This is a genomic window from Pseudomonas onubensis (assembly GCF_965653655.1).
In the GTDB taxonomy this organism is placed as follows: Bacteria; Pseudomonadota; Gammaproteobacteria; order Pseudomonadales; family Pseudomonadaceae; genus Aquipseudomonas.
This window is the reverse complement of sequence record NZ_CBFHAZ010000055.1, coordinates 1-15,598: the sequence shown is the minus strand read 5'-3', so window position 1 is coordinate 15,598 and position 15,598 is coordinate 1. Positions and strand designations below refer to the sequence as shown.

Sequence of the window (15,598 nt, the reverse complement as noted above, 5' to 3'; positions counted from 1 at the left end):
GTCGCCATGGCCTTCGACTCGATCTTCAAAGCCGACCTGTTCCAGGGGCACACCGTGATTGTGACCGGCGGCGGCAGTGGCATTGGTCGCTGCACCGCCCATGAACTGGCGGCCCTTGGCGCCAGCGTGATACTGGTGGGGCGCAAGCCGGAAAAACTGCAAACCGTGGCAACGGAAATCGCCGAAGACGGCGGCACCGCGCACTGGCAGGCCTGTGACATTCGCGATGAAGAGGCCGTGAAAGCACTGGTCACGCAGATCATTCACGAACACGGGCCGATCCATGGGTTGGTCAACAACGCCGGCGGCCAATACCCGTCGCCACTGGCGTCGATCAATCAAAAAGGCTTTGAAACCGTACTGCGTACCAACCTGGTCGGCGGTTTCCTGATGGCCCGTGAAGTGTTCAACCAGTCGATGAGCAAACACGGCGGCGCCATCGTCAATATGCTCGCCGACATGTGGGGCGGCATGCCCGGCATGGGCCACTCGGGCGCTGCACGCTCAGGGATGGACAACTTCACCAAGACCGCCGCCTTCGAGTGGGGTTACGCCGGTGTGCGCGTCAACGCCGTGGCGCCGGGCTGGATCGCCTCCAGCGGCATGGACACCTACGAAGGCGCGTTCAAGGCGGTGATCCCCACATTGCGTGAGCACGTGCCGCTCAAACGCATCGGCACCGAATCGGAAGTCAGCGCGGCCATCGTGTTTTTGCTCAGCCCCGCCGCCGCGTTTATCAGCGGCAGCACCTTGCGCATCGACGGCGCCGCCAGCTTGGGCAGCCGCGCCTGGCCGCTTCACAAAGCGCAGCCGCCGAGCGCGGCATTTAATGGTTTCCACCGCGCGTATTTGCCCGATGTGCTGAAGACGGAGCAATAAACCATGCCGGTGATTGAAAGCCTGATCGACGCCCACAGCCCACAATTCGCGCAGAACCGTGCGGCGATGCTGGCCGCCATCGCGCAATTGCAGCAGTTGGAGCAGGCCCTGCTGAACAAGGCGCAGCAAGCCAAACCCAAGTTCGATAAACGCGGCCAACTGTTGCCTCGCGAGCGCCTCAACCTGCTGCTGGACCCCGGCGCACCGTTTCTGGAATTGGCCAGCCTGGCCGGCTACAAACTGCACGATGACAAAGACGGCAGCGCGGCCGGTGGCGGCTTGATCGCCGGTATCGGCTACGTCAGCGGCGTGCGCATGCTGGTGGTGGCCAACAACAGCGCGATCAAGGGCGGCACCATTTCGCCGTCCGGCCTGAAAAAATCCCTGCGCCTGCAACAGATCGCCATGGAAAACAAACTGCCGGTGGTGACCCTGGCCGAAAGCGGCGGGGCCAACCTCAATTACGCGGCGGAGATTTTCGTCGAAGGCGCACGCAGCTTCGCCAACCAGGCGCGCATGTCGGCCATGGGCTTGCCGCAGATCACAGTGGTACACGGCTCGGCCACGGCGGGCGGCGCGTATCAACCGGGGCTGTCGGATTACGTGGTGGTGGTGCGCGGCAAGGCCAAGCTGTTTCTGGCCGGGCCGCCGCTGCTCAAGGCCGCCACCGGCGAAGTGGCGACTGATGAAGAGCTGGGCGGCGCCGAGATGCACGCGCAAACCGCCGGCACCGCCGAATACCTGGCGGAAAACGATGCCGACGGCGTGCGTATCGTGCGCGAAATCGTCAGCCTGCTGCCTTGGGATGATCGCCTGCCACCCGTTCCACAACGGGCTTACAAGGAGCCGCTGTATCCGATTGACGAGTTGCTGGGATTGATCCCCGATGACCCGAAAAAACCCTACGACGTGCGCGAAATCCTCGCACGCCTGGCCGACGGCTCGCACTTTCTGGCGTTCAAAGGCGAGTTCGATGCCCACACCGTCTGCGGCCACTTGCATATCCAGGGCCGCGCCGTCGGGGTGATCGGCAACAACGGCCCCATCACTCCCAAGGGCGCGAGCAAGGCTGCGCAATTTATCCAACTGTGCGACCAGAGCCGCACACCGCTGCTGTTCCTGCACAACACCACCGGCTTTATGGTCGGCACCGAGTCGGAGCAGCAAGGCGTGATCAAGCACGGCGCGAAGATGATCCAGGCGGTGGCCAATGCGCGGGTGCCTAAACTCACGGTAGTGGTCGGCGGCTCTTATGGCGCGGGCAACTATGCGATGTGCGGCCGGGGCCTGGACCCGCGTTTTATCTTCGCCTGGCCCAACAGTCGCACGGCGGTGATGGGCGGCGCGCAGGCGGGCAAGGTGCTGCGCATCGTGACGGAGGCCAAACAATTGAAAGACGGTTTGGTGCCCGACCCCAAGATGCTGGACATGCTCGAACAGGTCACCGCGCAGAAACTCGACAGCCAGTCCACCGCGCTGTATGGCAGCGCCAACCTGTGGGACGACGGGCTGATAGATCCACGCGATACCCGCACGCTATTGGGGTTCTTGCTGGACATCTGCCATGAGGCCGAGGTGCGCCAACTGCAGCCCAACAGCTTTGGTGTAGCGCGCTGATCGTTCCCACGCTCCGCGTGGTAACGCAGCCAAGGACGCTCCGCGTCCCAACAAGGAGAACAACAACAATGATCTTCACCCAGGAACACCAGGAACTGCGCCGCACTGTGCGTGCCTTCGTCGACCGCGAGATCAACCCGCACGTGGACGAATGGGAAAAAGCCGGGCGCTTCCCCATTCACGAGATCTTCCGCAAAGCCGGCGACCTCGGCCTGCTGGGCATTTCCAAGCCGGAACAATTCGGCGGCATGGGCCTGGACTACAGCTACTCCATCGTCGCCGCCGAAGAATTCGGCACCATCCGCTGCGGTGGCATCCCCATGTCCATCGGCGTGCAGACCGATATGTGTACGCCCGCCCTCGCCCGTTTCGGCTCCGATGAACTGCGCGATGAGTTCCTGCGCCCGGCCATCAGCGGCGAGCAAGTGGGTTGCATCGGCGTCTCGGAAACCGGCGCCGGTTCCGACGTGGCGGGGCTTAAAACCCACGCGCGCAAGGATGGCGACGACTACGTGATCAATGGCAGCAAAATGTGGATCACCAACTCGCCCAGCGCCGACTTTATCTGCCTGCTGGCCAACACCTCCGACGACAAGCCACATATCAACAAATCGCTGATCATGGTGCCGATGAACACCCCTGGCATCAGCGTCAGCCCGCCCCTGGAAAAGCTCGGCATGCACAGCTCCGAGACCGCCCAAGTGTTTTTCGACGGCGTGCGCGTGCCGCAACGCAACCGCATCGGCCACGAAGGCGCGGGGTTCATGATGCAAATGCTGCAGTTCCAGGAAGAACGCCTGTTCGGCGCGGCCAATATGATCAAGGGGCTGGAGTACTGCATCGACAGCACCATCGATTACTGCAAAGAGCGCCAGACCTTCGGCAAGGCGCTGATCGACAACCAGGTCATCCACTTTCGCCTGGCCGAACTGGCCACCGAAATCGAATGCCTGCGCGCGCTGGTCTACCAGGCCACCGAGCAATACATCAAAGGCCAGGATGTGACCCGCCTGGCCTCCATGGCCAAACTCAAGGCCGGGCGCCTGGGCCGTGAGGTCAGCGACAGCTGCCTGCAATACTGGGGCGGCATGGGCTTTATGTGGGACAACCCGGTAGCCCGCGCCTACCGTGATGTGCGGCTGGTGTCGATCGGCGGCGGCGCCGACGAAATCATGCTGGGCATCATCTGCAAATTGATGGGCACGCTGCCCGGGAAAAAATCATGAACACCCTGCTGCTCGAACCGCATAACGGCGTGCTGCACATCACCCTTAACCGCCCGGCCAGCCGTAATGCGATGAGCCTGGAGATGGTCAACGAACTGCAGGCGGTATTGGCACAATTGGACAGCCAGGTGCGTGCCGTGGTGATCAGCGGCGCCGGTGGACACTTCTGTGCCGGCGCGGATGTGAAAGACATGGTCATGGCGGGCGGGCAGTTGCAGGCGCTGAACCGCGCCTTCGGCACCTTGCTGCAAGCCGTCGAAGCCGTGCCGCAAGTGGTGATCGTGGTGCTGCAAGGCGCCGTGCTGGGCGGTGGCTTTGGGCTGGCGTGCGTGAGTGATATCGCGATTGCCGACCACCAGGCGCAGTTCGGCCTGCCGGAGACCAGCCTGGGCTTGTTGCCGGCGCAGATAGCGCCGTTTGTGGTCAAGCGTATAGGGCTGACCCAGGCACGACGACTGGCGCTGACAGCGGCGCGGTTTGATGGGGTTGAGGCTGAGCGATTGGGCGTGGTGCACTACGTCGAGCGCGATGCACAAGCATTGGCGGAACGATTGGATGAGGTGCTGGGGCAGGTGTTGCGCTGTGCGCCGGGGGCGAATGCGCGGACTAAAGCGCTGTTGCTCGCCAGTGTGGAACAGCCGATCGGCCCGCTGTTGGATCAGGCCGCGCAGTGGTTTGCCGAGGCGGTGAGCAGTGAGGAAGGGATTGAGGGGACGCAGGCGTTTGTGCAGAAGCGTAAGCCTGGGTGGTGCAAATGACGCTTTCGCGAGCAAGCCCGCTCCCACATTTTGATGTGTGAACCCCTTCAAATGTGGGAGGGGGCTTGCTCCCGAAGAGGCCACCACAAACACCCCATCATCCAAGGGATAAACCCATGCCTGCATTCACCAAAATCCTGATCGCCAACCGCGGCGAAATCGCCTGCCGCATCCAGCGCACCGCCCAAGCACTGGGCTATCGCACCGTCGCGGTCTACAGCGACGCCGACGCCCAGGCCCTGCACGTGCAAATGGCCGACGAAGCCGTCCACATCGGCCCCGCGCCAGTGCAGCAGTCGTACCTCGACATCGCGGCCATCCTCGACGCCGCCACACGCACGGGCGCCGACGCCATCCACCCCGGCTATGGCTTCCTCTCTGAAAACGCTGGGTTCGCCCAAGCCTGCCTGGACGCCGGCCTCATCTTCATCGGCCCCAGCGTTGCCGCCATCGAGCTGATGGGCAGCAAACGCCGGTCCAAACTCGCCATGCTCGACGCGGGTGTGCCGTGCATCGCCGGTTACCAAGGCAATGCCCAGGATGACACGACCTTGCAGCAAGAGGCTGAGCGCATCGGCTACCCGCTGATGATCAAAGCCAGTGCCGGCGGTGGCGGGCGTGGCATGCGCCTGGTTCACGACAGCAGCCAACTGCTCGACCAACTGCGCACCGCACGCTCCGAAGCCCTCAACGCGTTTGGCAGTGACGAACTGATTCTCGAACAGGCGTTGATCGACCCGCGCCATGTCGAGATCCAACTGTTCGGCGACAGCCACGGCCACCTCATCTACCTGGGCGAACGCGACTGCTCGATCCAGCGCCGCCACCAAAAAGTCATCGAAGAAGCGCCCTGCCCGGTGATGACACCTGCGCTGCGCCAAGCCATGGGCGAAGCGGCGCTCAAGGCTGGGCGTGCGGTCAATTACGTCGGCGCCGGCACGGTGGAGTTCCTGCTCGACCGCAACGGCCACTTCTACTTCCTGGAAATGAACACCCGCCTGCAGGTGGAGCACCCGGTCACCGAACTGGTCACGGGTTTGGACCTGGTTAAGTTGCAACTGAACATCGCCGCTGGCGAACCGCTGCCCTTGCAACAGGCCGACCTGACCCTGACCGGCCACGCCATGGAAGTGCGCCTGTACGCCGAAGACCCGGCCCAGGGCTTTTTACCGCAAACCGGCGACGTACTGCGCTGGGAACCGGCTGGCGGTGTACGCATCGACCATGGCGTGCTGGAAGGCCAACGCATCAGCCCGTTCTATGACGCCATGCTCGGCAAAATCATCGCCCACGGCGCCACCCGCGAGGAGGCCCGGCGCAAATTGCTGCGCGCAGTGCAAGACACGGTGTTGCTGGGCGTCACTACCAACCAGGGTTTGCTGGTCGACCTGCTCAGGCACGCGGACTTTATCGCGGGTGAGTTCAGCACCGGGTTTATCGCCGAGCGCTTCCATGACATCCCGCGTCACGTCGCGACGGATGAGCAGCTTGCCCTGGCCGCCGCGCTGTTTTACCAACACAGCGCCAGCGCCCACCGCCAAGGCTTGTCGGGATGGCGCAACAATGCCCCCTGGCGCTATCGCCTGGCGGTGAACGACGAGGTACGGGACCTCGACGTCAGCGTACTGGACGGCAACCACCTGCACGCCAACGGCATCGAGATCCGCGACCTGACCACCGATGGCCGCTGGGCCACGCTGGTGATCGACGGCATCCGCCGACGCCTGCCCTACCATTTGGACGACACTCAACTCTGGCTGCCGGGCGTGAAGATCGTCAACCGCACCCACCACGTCGCCAGCCGCCAGGCCGATGCCAGCACCGGCATCGTCAAGGCGCCGATGGACGGCGCGATTGTCGATATCCGCGTAAGCGCTGGTGAAAGCGTCAGCAAAGGCCAACTGCTGCTGGTGCTCGAAGCCATGAAAATGGAGCATCCGCTGACAGCCGGCATCGACGGTGTGATCAAGGCTGTGCAGGTCGTCGCAGGTGATCAAGTGCGCAATCGCCAGGTTTTGCTGGAGATCGAATAACACCCTAGGCGGAACTACACGGCCCAGCTACGCTCTATCCCCATCAGGAAAGGACGAGTACGGGAACCTGCACGATGCCCCATTGGCTGATTATTGACCTTGAAGCCACAACGGATGAAGGCGGCTGGCCCGTGACAGAGATGGAAGTCATCGAGATCGGCGCCAGCCTGGTGAACCGCCAGGGTCGCGAACTGGATCACTTCCAGCGCTTCGTGCGGCCGCTGCGCCGGCCCTTGCTGACGCCGTTCTGTCGCCAACTCACGCATATCACCCAGGCCAACATCGACGCGGCGGCGCCGATTACCGAGGTGTGGCCGTTGTTCGAGCGTTGGCTGGGCCAGCATCAAGCACGCCTGGAAGGCTGGGCCAGCTGGGGCGACTACGATCGCGCGCAGCTCGAACTTGAATGGCAACGCCATGGCCTGACCAGCGCGCTCGCCCAGACCGCGCATGTGAACCTCAAGCAGCGCTTCGCCAAGGCCCGGCGCCTGGACAAGCCCTTGGGGCTCAATGGCGCGCTGCAATTGGCGGGGATGCAGTTCCATGGCCAGCAACATCGGGCACTCGAAGACGCGCGCAATACCGCACGCCTGCTACCGTTGATTTTGCCGGTCTAGGCAGCTCCCCTGGCCTTGGGCATACTGGCCGACCTTTCCAGACCCTTTTGCGAGGATTCACCCATGTTCAAAGTCAACGAGTACTTCGACGGCACCGTCAAGTCGATCGCTTTCGGCACCGCTGAGGGCCCTGCGACCATCGGCGTGATGGCCCCGGGTGAATACGAATTCGGCACCGCCCAGCGTGAAATCATGCACGTGGTGTCCGGCGCCCTGTCCGTCAAGCTGCCAGACGCCAACACCTGGGAAACCTTCGCCGCCGGCAGCCAGTTCAACGTGCCGGCCAACAGCAAGTTCCAGCTGAAGGTCGCCGTAGACACCGCTTACCTGTGCGAATACCGCGGCTAAGGGTTACAGCGCAAAAAAATGCCCGTCTCGCAGGAGACGGGCATTTTTTATTCCAGGATCGTCATGGGCATTCCGACGGCTAATTCGCCGATGCCATCGTTGACCAGGTTCTGGCCGAACATCACGTCACCGCCCCGCTCACGGTAGGTCTTGAGTGTCGCCAGCGGTTCGCGGTCGGCACTGCGCTCGCCGCTGGCCGGATCAATGGTGGTGAGGATGCAGCGCGAGCACGACTTGACCACGCGAAACTCCACTTCGCCGATACGCACGCGTTTCCAACCGTCTTCGGCGAAGGCCTCGCTGCCTTCAATCACTAGATTGGGACGGAAACGCAGCATTTCCATCGGCCGGCCGATGCGCTGGGACAAGTCGTCCAACGAGGCCTGGCCGATCAGCAGCAAGGGGAAACCATCGGCAAAACCGACCTGATCGTCGTCCTTGCCATAACCGGCCTCGGTAGTACGTGCACGTGCCAGCGGCACCTGCACCAGCCGCGTGGGCTTGCCGATAAAGTCACTGACCCAGGCCGCCGCCGCATCGCCGGCATCCGGTACACGCAGGGTGTCGCGCCATATCGTCACGCCGCGCAACTCGGCATCGCTGCCCGGCAGCGCCACGTCGAGGGTGGCAAAGCCGGGTGAATTCAGGGTCAGGCCACCGGCGCCGTTCCACAACGCCGACAATTGGCTCATCTTCGCCACCGCCCGCTGGGTCAGGAATCGGCCACTGGCTTCGTCCACCAGCATCCAGCGTCGATCCCCGTCCAGTCCGAGTTTATCCAGGCCGATGTGTTGCAAGGTTTCGGCCTTGCCGGACTTCAAGGGGTAACGGTACAACGCGCTGAGACGAAGCATGGGCCTGCATTCCTGGGAAACAAAGTGTCATCCTAAAGTCAGGCGGGCACTTCGTCCAACATCAAGCGCTGGCGCACCACATCCACCAGCTTGTCGGGCTGGAATTTGGACAGGAAGTTGTCGCACCCGACCTTCTTGACCATCGAGTCGTTGAAGCTGCCCGACAGCGAGGTGTGCAACACCACGTAAAGCCCACGCAGGCGCGGGTCGTTGCGGATTTCGGTGGTCAATCGGTAGCCGTCCATCTCGGGCATTTCGGCGTCGGTGAAGATCATCAGCAACTTGTCGGTCATGACCTGGCCGCTGTCGGCCCAGGCCTTGAGCATGTTCAGCGCCTTGAGGCCGTCGCTGGCAATGTGCATCTTCACGCCGAGTTGCCCCAGGGTGTCGCGCAGTTGCGAGAGGGCCACGTTGGAGTCGTCCACCAGCAACACTTCGCGGCCACGGGCACGTTCCAGCACCGGGTCTTCAAGTTTTTCACGCGAGACTTTGGCGTTGTACGGCACGATTTCGGCGAGGACTTTTTCCACGTCGATGATTTCCACCAACTGGTCATCGACCTTGCTGATGGCCGTGAGGTAATGCTGGCGCCCGGCGCTGGCCGGCGGCGGCAGGATGGCTTCCCAGTTCATGTTGACGATGCGGTCCACACCGCCCACCAGGAAGGCCTGCACCGAACGGTTGTACTCGGTGACGATAATCGTGCTGTTCGGCCCCGGTACCAGCGGGCGCATGCCGATGGCCTGAGACAGGTCGATCACCGGCAGGGTCTGGCCACGCAGGTTGACCACGCCGCACACAAACGGGTGACGCTGGGGCATCAGGGTCAACTTGGGCAGTTGCAGGACTTCCTGAACCTTGAACACGTTGATCGCAAACAGTTGCCGCCCGGCCAGGCGAAACATGAGGATCTCCAGGCGATTCTCACCCACCAGTTGCGTGCGTTGATCTACCGTGTCGAGAATGCCGGCCATTAAAAGCTCCTGATGTGGGATTGTGCAGCTCACTTAAGGCTGGTTATCGGCGGCCAGCGCCAGACCTTGACCCCGGTAAAATGCCATGTAAATTCATTGATGTCACACTGACATCATGGTTTACTGCAATCCGCCCTCCAAGCGGCAGTACAGCGACCTTGCGCGACATTCAAATCGACGTAGGGTTCCGTTGCGTAAGGGATTCCCCTATGCACAATCAGGCCCGACCTGATATTCGCGATATCTAATAGCCATTAATGTGACGCCATTCTCATTGCATGAATGGAGTCAGGCTTTTGTTTGCCATCCCAAGCCCTCGGCCCACGGGTCTTTCAGACTTATACGTGGCGGCAACCAAAGTTGTGCAAATGACCCGAATGACCAAGGCCTTCCACGGCTACTCGGCTCATTCAAGTAACGGTCCTACTGGAATTTCAGAAGCAGGCTACAGATCTCAGTCATATTTCGGCGGTAGTTTTACGCTATTCACCCGGTGCGGCATCTCATCACCCGACCTTATGTTGCGGAGACTTGCATGATGAATAGCGCAAACGAATGGCAAACTGCACTTCCAGAGTTTCTGCTGGAAGCCGAAAAGCTCTTGGCCAAATCAGAAGAGTGCTTGCACCACTTACATCTGATTCGCAACGACAACGATGCCATCGACTGCATGAAAACCAGCCTGGCCAAGCTGGCGGAAAAAGCCGAAGGCCTGGCCCTGCGGGCGATCAGCGAGTTTTCCCGGCACATCCAATACCTGATCGCCAACGCCGCCAGCCCCATGGAGCTGCACGACCAGGCACTGAATGCCCTGCATGACTGCCTGACGCTGCTGGCCTGGCAACTGGAGCTGATCGACATCCGCACCGGCGAACTGACGCTGGACGACAGCGAACAAACCACACTCATCGCGACCGTCACCTTGCAGATCCCGCAGAAAGACTTCACGCATAAACCACAACAGCGCCTACATCACGCGTCCTGAGTGCTGACAGGTCGTATTTGATCGTCGAGTTATCTAAAAACGACCGTACATTAAACGGTCGATAATGATGCGCGGGCGATATATATCAATTAGCCATCAACGCAATATCGATACAAACACATCAAATTAATATAACTACCTCGAGTAAACGGCTGACTCTTTGAACTACAGAGTCAGGTTCCTCGGCGTTTTGCGCAGATTAAACCGAACAGGCTAAGGCGCCAGGCGACCAACGGTAATAGTGGTGGTACTATGCCCCGCTCGAAGTGACTCAACTTCATCATGTATAAAAAAACGTTCCGGCACCGCATTCCACACAGAGCCCTGTCAGCCGCCATGACCGGTCTTCCCGCAGCGAACCTTGATTGGCTCCATCCGCTATGTACGCCAGCCTGAAGTCACTCATCGCAAGGTCCGTGTCCCACAGCAATGCCCGCAGCAATGCCCGCAGCAATGCCCGCCGCCTGGTCCTCGCCCTGTGTTTTTGCTCGCTGCTGGTCAGCCTGTGGGCCTACACCCACGCCGCGCCGCTGCCCTTGCTGATACTGCTGCTCAACCTGGCCACGTTGATGGTGGTGGGGCTGCAACAGTGGCGCTCGCGCAAATCGATAAAATTCCAGCCGCAGGAACTGGCCGACCGCCTGCTGCAGGTCCAGGAAAACGAGCGCCACCGTTTAAGCCGCGAATTGCATGACGATATCGGCCAACTGCTGACCGCCGCCAAACTGCAAAGCGAATGGCTCAAGCGCCGCCTGCCCGACGACCTGCAAAGCCAATGCACGGTGTTATGCAATACCTTGAACGAAACCCTGGCCAAAGTGCGCGACGTGTCCGCCATCCTCAACCCACGCCAATTGGCGAGCCTGGGCCTTGAAGCGAGCCTGCGCGCGCACCTGCTCAAGACCCTGGAAAACACCTCGGTACACTGGAGCCTGGAATGCCAGCAGCGCCTGACCGGCATCCCGGAAGAAATGGCCGTGGCAGCCTTTCGCATCACCCAGGAAGCGGTGACCAATATGTTGCGCCACGCCCAGGCGCAGAACTTGCTGGTACGCCTGCAACGCCTGCCCGAAGGCCTGTCGCTGATGATCTGCGATGACGGCCTGGGCTTTTCACCGGCGCCCAACCCAAGCCTGGAAGGCCAACGGGGCATGGCCGGCATGAGCGAGCGTATCGACCAACTGGGTGGTGCGTTGTCTGTCAGCAGCCAGCCAGGCAAAGGCACGCGCATCGAAGCGCTATTCCCCTGGGCGCCCCGCGCCCTCGAACGGGCCAATTCCCCTAAGGTTCTCGAGTGACTTGCAACTTACTCCTGGTGGATGACCACGCACTGATCCGGGCCGGCGTACGCGCGCTGATCCAGGACATCCCAGGCTACAGCGTGATCGGCGAGGCCAGCGATGGCACGCAATTGCTGGAGACATTCAGCGCCCTGCAGCCGGATATCGTACTGCTCGACCTGTCGATGAAATACACCGGCGGCCTCGACGCACTACAGCAACTCAAGGCCGCCTACCCCAAAAGCAAGGTGCTGATCCTGTCAATGCACACCGACCCGGAGCTGATCATGCGCGCGCTGGAGTGCGGCGCCCATGGCTACCTGCTCAAGGACACCACCGCCAACGAGCTCGAACACGCCTTGCTGGCCTTGCGTAACAACGAGCGCTACCTGAGCCCGGCGATTGCCCACACAGTGATCAACCAGGCGCTGATCCGCAGCCAGGGGCCGATCTCCACCGCCGCCGACAGCCACAACCTCACGGCGCGCCAGTTGGAGATCCTGCGCCTGATTGTGCGCGGCAAGTCCACCCGGGAAATCGCCCAGGGCCTGGGCCTGAGTATCAAAACGGTGGAAGCCCATCGCTCGCAGATCATGAAACGCCTGCAAATCTTCGACGTGGCAGGCCTGGTGTTATTCGCCGTTCGCGAGCAGATCATCAGCCTGGACGACTAACGGCGAGCCCACCGGCAAGTGCACGCGCAGGGCCTTGGGCAGCGCGGAAAAACGCAGGTCATCGCCCTTCAGCGGCTCGCCATCGAGGTTGATATAGAGCCCTTCGGCCACTTTGATTTCGACCCATGGCAGGCGCGCGCGGACAAACATATTGTCCAGGCCCCAGCCGTCACTCATCAGGGTCATCAGCGTGCCCACCACTTCCTGGGGCGCCGGCAGAATACTGATATCGAGCAAGCCATCATCGGCCAGCGCGCCGGGGCACAGCACATGCCCACCACCGGCCTGGCGGCCATTGCCGATGCCCAGCGCAAGCAAGTCGCCCTTCCAGTGAAAGCCCGGCCCTTCCAGCTCGCCATACGCCGCCTTCAACTCGCTGAAACGCGACAGCCCGGTGAACAGATACGCGGCGCCGCCCAACACCTTTTTCAGGTCTTCCGAGGTATTGGCCGTGACCTGGCTGCCAAAGCCGCCGGTGGCCATATTCAGGAACATCTGCCCACCGGCCTGGCCGAGGTCGATGGCCCTGGGCGGCACATCCAGCAGCGCCAGCGCCCGTGCAGGCTCCAGCGGCACGCCGGCAGCGCGGGCAAAGTCGTTGGCGGTGCCCAGCGGCATCAGCACCAGGCTGGCGTCGGTCTTGGCCAGGGCCATGGCCTCGGCCACATCGCGCAAGGTGCCGTCGCCACCGCCGGCGATCAAATGGGTATAGCCGTCGGCCAAGGCTTCGTTGACCAGGCGCTGGGCATCGCCGCCCTCCCACGTCACCCGTACCGCCAGCTCCCAACCCTGCTCGCGCCGTGCCTGCACAGCCGCGCGCACGTCCTCATTGAGGGCTTGCTTGCCGTGCAGAATCAACAGTGCTTTGGGGGTGGTCATGGGGTCATTCTCCTGGGTTCAAGGGTTCCTGAAGGATGTGGACCTTGGCGGAGGAGAAAAAAGTCATTCGCTTGAAAATTAATTTGCCGCCGTTACGTCAATTTCTACGCCTGTGGTTAAAACCCGACTACATTAAAATCCATGGTGCAGCGTGAACCGCTGGTGAGTCGCCAAAATTTTTGCTCAGGAGAGCCGGAATGAAGGACGACTCAACAGACGATAAACCCGCAATCACCGCCCCTTTGGCCCGTCGGGACTTTCTCGGTAAAACCGGCCTGCTGGTGGGCAGCGCCGCGCTCGGGGCTACGTTTGGGCCGCTGGCACGCGCGGCACAGTCGCCCACTTCAACCGATGACCAACTCGAAGTGCCGGCCTGGACAAAAACCTTGGGCGGCCCCACCGGTGTGCCCTACGGTAAACCGTCCAGCTTTGAGACAGAGGCGGTGCGCACTCTCTACCCTGGGCTTACCGAACGCATGTCGGCCTACAGCACTTCGCCCTTGCAGGAACTGGACGGCATCATCACGCCCAACGGGTTGTTTTTTGAACGCCATCACGCCGGCGTGCCAGCGATTGATCCAGCAAAACATTTCCTGGTGATTCATGGGCTGACCGACACCGCCCTGCTGTTCACCCTGGATGAGCTACGCCAGTTCCCTGCCGTCTCGCGCATCCACTTCATCGAATGCTCGGGCAACCCTTCATTCTTGCCACCCTGGGGCAAAACCGCCGCTGAAGTCGCGGGCCTGGTCAGCTGCGCCGAATGGACCGGCGTGCCGTTGAAAGCCCTGCTGCACGCGGCCGGCCTCAAGCCTGAGGCGAAATGGATTGTGGCAGAGGGTGCCGATGGCGCCGCCATGAACCGCAGCCTGCCGCTCGAAAAATGTCTGGATGATGTGCTGGTGGCCTACAGCCAAAACGGCGAAAGGCTGCGCCCCGAACAAGGCTACCCCCTGCGCCTTATCGTGCCGGGTTACGAAGGCAATACCCACATCAAGTGGCTACGCCGCCTGCATGTCACCGATGCCCCCGCCTATAGCCGTGAAGAAACGGCCAAATACACCGACTTGATGCCGGATGGGCGGGCCAGGAAGTTCTCCTTCGTGATGGAGTGCAAGTCAATCATCACTGCCCCGTCCGGCAGCCAGACACTCACCCGTAAAGGCGAACATGAACTACGCGGTATCGCCTGGAGCGGCAACGGCAAAATCACCCGCGTGGACGTGTCCGTCGATGGCGGCAATAACTGGTATGCGGCCACGCTTCAGGCGCCGGTGCTGAACAAATGCCTGACGGTGTTTCGTGCGCCCTTTGAATGGCAGGGCAAAGAAATGCTCATCATGAGTCGCGCCATGGACGAGACCGGCTACGTGCAACCCGGCCTGGAACAACTGAAAGCCGTGCGCGGGGATTTTTCGTTCTACCACAACAATGCAATCCAGCCCTGGCGCATCAAGGCCAACGGGGAGGTTACCAATGGCCGTGCATAACTTTACCGCCTTGGCATTGGGGCTACTGAGCATGGGCGTGGTTTCGTGCGCATCGACGGCTGCGCAATCCGGCTTGGGGCAGCCGGTGACAGAGCACTACATCGCCCGCTGGACCATCGACGTCGCTCCCGATGGCAAAAACCTGCCGGCCGGGCAAGGCACCGTCGTGGAAGGCGAAAAGGTCTATCAAACCGCCTGCCTTGGCTGCCACGGCGCCCACCTCGAAGGCGGCACAGGCCCGGCATTAATCGGCGGTGCTGGCTCGCTGCCCACGCCCAAACCGGTAAAAACCGTCGGCAGTTATTGGCCCTACGCAACCACCCTGTTCGACTATGTAAGGCGCACCATGCCCTTTCAGCAACCACAGTCGTTGAGCAATGATCAGGTGTACGCGGTGGTGGGTTATATCCTCAACAAAAACCAGATAGTGGAAGCGAACGCCACGCTGGATGCTGCCACCCTCACCCATCTGAAGATGCCCAATCGCGACGGATTCTACGTCGACGACAGGCCGGATGTGCGTGTGGATCCTTGCTATAAGGATTGTATCGGCAGCCCTAAGGCACATTGATGCGCTTTCGGGCCTGGTACTGTGCAGGTTGAGTGGTGTGCATATCCGTTGCTGCGGTAACGGCGGCTTAGGGTTCCGCCCTGACGGCGGCTCACTTTTTGAGGGACCGGAATGCCGGCCCAGCAAAAAGTAAGCAAAAAGTCCTCGCCCCAACACTCGGTGCCTCGCTGTGGCTCGGCATGCCCGCAATCCGACAGTGATTTGGGGGGCCGCCGCCACGCGCCATCCATGGCGCGGGGCGGCTAAACCGGCATCCCTGCCGGTTTACCCCCCAAATCACTGTCAGATTCCGGCCATCGTGTTTGACGGGGCGATTTCAGATCAAGATCACGATCAAAAGCGCAGATCAAAAGACCGCTGACTTCGTCATCGAAAAGGATGTAAGGGCCACAGCAACAGCAACGGCAACAGCA

Annotated in this window: 15 protein-coding genes; 12 read left to right on the top strand and 3 right to left on the bottom strand. The window is 61.5% G+C overall.

Translation table 11 applies throughout. The features are described 5' to 3' along the window. Positions 1-6 precede the first annotated feature (6 nt). The 7 genes from ACTD9P_RS18060 (at position 7) to ppnP (ending at position 7,478) form a co-directional block, all read left to right on the top strand. Entirely contained in the window at positions 7-879 is an 873-nt protein-coding gene (locus ACTD9P_RS18060; RefSeq protein WP_438868768.1) for an SDR family oxidoreductase, read from the top strand. A 3-nt stretch (positions 880-882) separates the two neighbouring features. Then, on the top strand, positions 883-2,496 hold the full coding sequence (gene atuC / locus ACTD9P_RS18055) for a geranyl-CoA carboxylase subunit beta (RefSeq protein WP_438868767.1): 1,614 nt from the start codon (positions 883-885) through the stop codon (positions 2,494-2,496). Positions 2,497-2,564: 68 nt separating this feature from the next. Continuing rightward, positions 2,565-3,722, top strand: coding sequence for a citronellyl-CoA dehydrogenase (gene atuD, locus ACTD9P_RS18050; protein ID WP_438868766.1), 1,158 nt, complete (start codon positions 2,565-2,567; stop codon positions 3,720-3,722). Further along, on the top strand, positions 3,719-4,480 hold the full coding sequence (locus ACTD9P_RS18045) for an enoyl-CoA hydratase/isomerase family protein (protein WP_438868765.1): 762 nt from the start codon (positions 3,719-3,721) through the stop codon (positions 4,478-4,480). The genes atuD and ACTD9P_RS18045 overlap by 4 nt, the downstream gene beginning before the upstream one ends. A 116-nt stretch (positions 4,481-4,596) precedes the next feature. After that, positions 4,597-6,513, top strand: a complete 1,917-nt coding sequence (locus ACTD9P_RS18040; RefSeq protein WP_438868764.1) for an acetyl/propionyl/methylcrotonyl-CoA carboxylase subunit alpha — start codon at positions 4,597-4,599, stop codon at positions 6,511-6,513. Between the two features lie 74 nt (positions 6,514-6,587). Then, positions 6,588-7,130 carry a 3'-5' exonuclease gene (locus ACTD9P_RS18035; RefSeq protein WP_017134973.1) on the top strand — a complete coding sequence of 181 codons (543 nt, stop codon included), beginning with the start codon at positions 6,588-6,590 and terminating at the stop codon, positions 7,128-7,130. Between the two features lie 63 nt (positions 7,131-7,193). Next, positions 7,194-7,478 carry a pyrimidine/purine nucleoside phosphorylase gene (gene ppnP, locus ACTD9P_RS18030; protein WP_058420589.1) on the top strand — a complete coding sequence of 95 codons (285 nt, stop codon included), beginning with the start codon at positions 7,194-7,196 and terminating at the stop codon, positions 7,476-7,478. A 47-nt stretch (positions 7,479-7,525) separates the two neighbouring features. Here ppnP and ACTD9P_RS18025 read toward each other — a convergent pair whose 3' ends face one another. Both ACTD9P_RS18025 and ACTD9P_RS18020 read right to left on the bottom strand, forming a co-directional pair. After that, positions 7,526-8,332, bottom strand: coding sequence for an MOSC domain-containing protein (locus ACTD9P_RS18025; RefSeq protein WP_438868763.1), 807 nt, complete (start codon positions 8,330-8,332; stop codon positions 7,526-7,528). A 38-nt stretch (positions 8,333-8,370) separates the two neighbouring features. Then, positions 8,371-9,306, bottom strand: coding sequence for a chemotaxis protein CheV (locus tag ACTD9P_RS18020; RefSeq protein ID WP_017134971.1), 936 nt, complete (start codon positions 9,304-9,306; stop codon positions 8,371-8,373). Between the two features lie 535 nt (positions 9,307-9,841). Here ACTD9P_RS18020 and ACTD9P_RS18015 point away from each other — a divergent pair. The 3 genes from ACTD9P_RS18015 to ACTD9P_RS18005 all read left to right on the top strand — a co-directional run bounded on the left by ACTD9P_RS18015 (position 9,842) and on the right by ACTD9P_RS18005 (position 12,245). Then, positions 9,842-10,291 (top strand): hypothetical protein, encoded by a 450-nt coding sequence (locus ACTD9P_RS18015; protein WP_438868762.1) that lies wholly within the window; start codon positions 9,842-9,844, stop codon positions 10,289-10,291. A 380-nt stretch (positions 10,292-10,671) separates the two neighbouring features. Further along, positions 10,672-11,589, top strand: coding sequence for a sensor histidine kinase (locus ACTD9P_RS18010; RefSeq protein ID WP_438868761.1), 918 nt, complete (start codon positions 10,672-10,674; stop codon positions 11,587-11,589). After that, complete coding sequence (locus ACTD9P_RS18005) at positions 11,586-12,245, top strand: response regulator transcription factor (RefSeq protein ID WP_438868760.1); 660 nt, start codon at positions 11,586-11,588, stop codon at positions 12,243-12,245. The genes ACTD9P_RS18010 and ACTD9P_RS18005 overlap by 4 nt, the downstream gene beginning before the upstream one ends. Here the strand turns inward: ACTD9P_RS18005 and yegS are convergent. Next, positions 12,204-13,124, bottom strand: a complete 921-nt coding sequence (gene yegS / locus ACTD9P_RS18000; protein ID WP_438868759.1) for a lipid kinase YegS — start codon at positions 13,122-13,124, stop codon at positions 12,204-12,206. The two genes, ACTD9P_RS18005 and yegS, sit on opposite strands and share 42 nt — an antisense overlap. 197 nt (positions 13,125-13,321) lie before the next feature. Here yegS and soxC point away from each other — a divergent pair, with 197 nt between their 5' ends. After that, positions 13,322-14,614 carry a sulfite dehydrogenase gene (soxC, locus tag ACTD9P_RS17995; RefSeq protein WP_438868758.1) on the top strand — a complete coding sequence of 431 codons (1,293 nt, stop codon included), beginning with the start codon at positions 13,322-13,324 and terminating at the stop codon, positions 14,612-14,614. Continuing rightward, positions 14,601-15,185 (top strand): c-type cytochrome, encoded by a 585-nt coding sequence (locus ACTD9P_RS17990; RefSeq protein WP_438868757.1) that lies wholly within the window; start codon positions 14,601-14,603, stop codon positions 15,183-15,185. The genes soxC and ACTD9P_RS17990 overlap by 14 nt, the downstream gene beginning before the upstream one ends. Positions 15,186-15,598 lie beyond the last annotated feature (413 nt).

Bases quoted from the DNA above. Each gene is read 5' to 3' on its own strand.
- soxC (WP_438868758.1), top strand. From the start codon at position 13,322: ATGAAGGACGACTCAACAGACGATAAACCCGCAATCACCGCCCCTTTG.
- ACTD9P_RS18025 (WP_438868763.1), bottom strand. From the start codon at position 8,332: ATGCTTCGTCTCAGCGCGTTGTACCGTTACCCCTTGAAGTCCGGCAAG.
- ACTD9P_RS18015 (WP_438868762.1), top strand. From the start codon at position 9,842: ATGATGAATAGCGCAAACGAATGGCAAACTGCACTTCCAGAGTTTCTG.
- ACTD9P_RS18045 (WP_438868765.1), top strand. From the start codon at position 3,719: ATGAACACCCTGCTGCTCGAACCGCATAACGGCGTGCTGCACATCACC.
- ACTD9P_RS18040 (WP_438868764.1), top strand. From the start codon at position 4,597: ATGCCTGCATTCACCAAAATCCTGATCGCCAACCGCGGCGAAATCGCC.
- ACTD9P_RS18010 (WP_438868761.1), top strand. From the start codon at position 10,672: ATGTACGCCAGCCTGAAGTCACTCATCGCAAGGTCCGTGTCCCACAGC.
- yegS (WP_438868759.1), bottom strand. From the start codon at position 13,124: ATGACCACCCCCAAAGCACTGTTGATTCTGCACGGCAAGCAAGCCCTC.
- ACTD9P_RS17990 (WP_438868757.1), top strand. From the start codon at position 14,601: ATGGCCGTGCATAACTTTACCGCCTTGGCATTGGGGCTACTGAGCATG.
- ACTD9P_RS18035 (WP_017134973.1), top strand. From the start codon at position 6,588: ATGCCCCATTGGCTGATTATTGACCTTGAAGCCACAACGGATGAAGGC.
- ACTD9P_RS18020 (WP_017134971.1), bottom strand. From the start codon at position 9,306: ATGGCCGGCATTCTCGACACGGTAGATCAACGCACGCAACTGGTGGGT.
- ppnP (WP_058420589.1), top strand. From the start codon at position 7,194: ATGTTCAAAGTCAACGAGTACTTCGACGGCACCGTCAAGTCGATCGCT.
- ACTD9P_RS18060 (WP_438868768.1), top strand. From the start codon at position 7: ATGGCCTTCGACTCGATCTTCAAAGCCGACCTGTTCCAGGGGCACACC.
- atuD (WP_438868766.1), top strand. From the start codon at position 2,565: ATGATCTTCACCCAGGAACACCAGGAACTGCGCCGCACTGTGCGTGCC.
- atuC (WP_438868767.1), top strand. From the start codon at position 883: ATGCCGGTGATTGAAAGCCTGATCGACGCCCACAGCCCACAATTCGCG.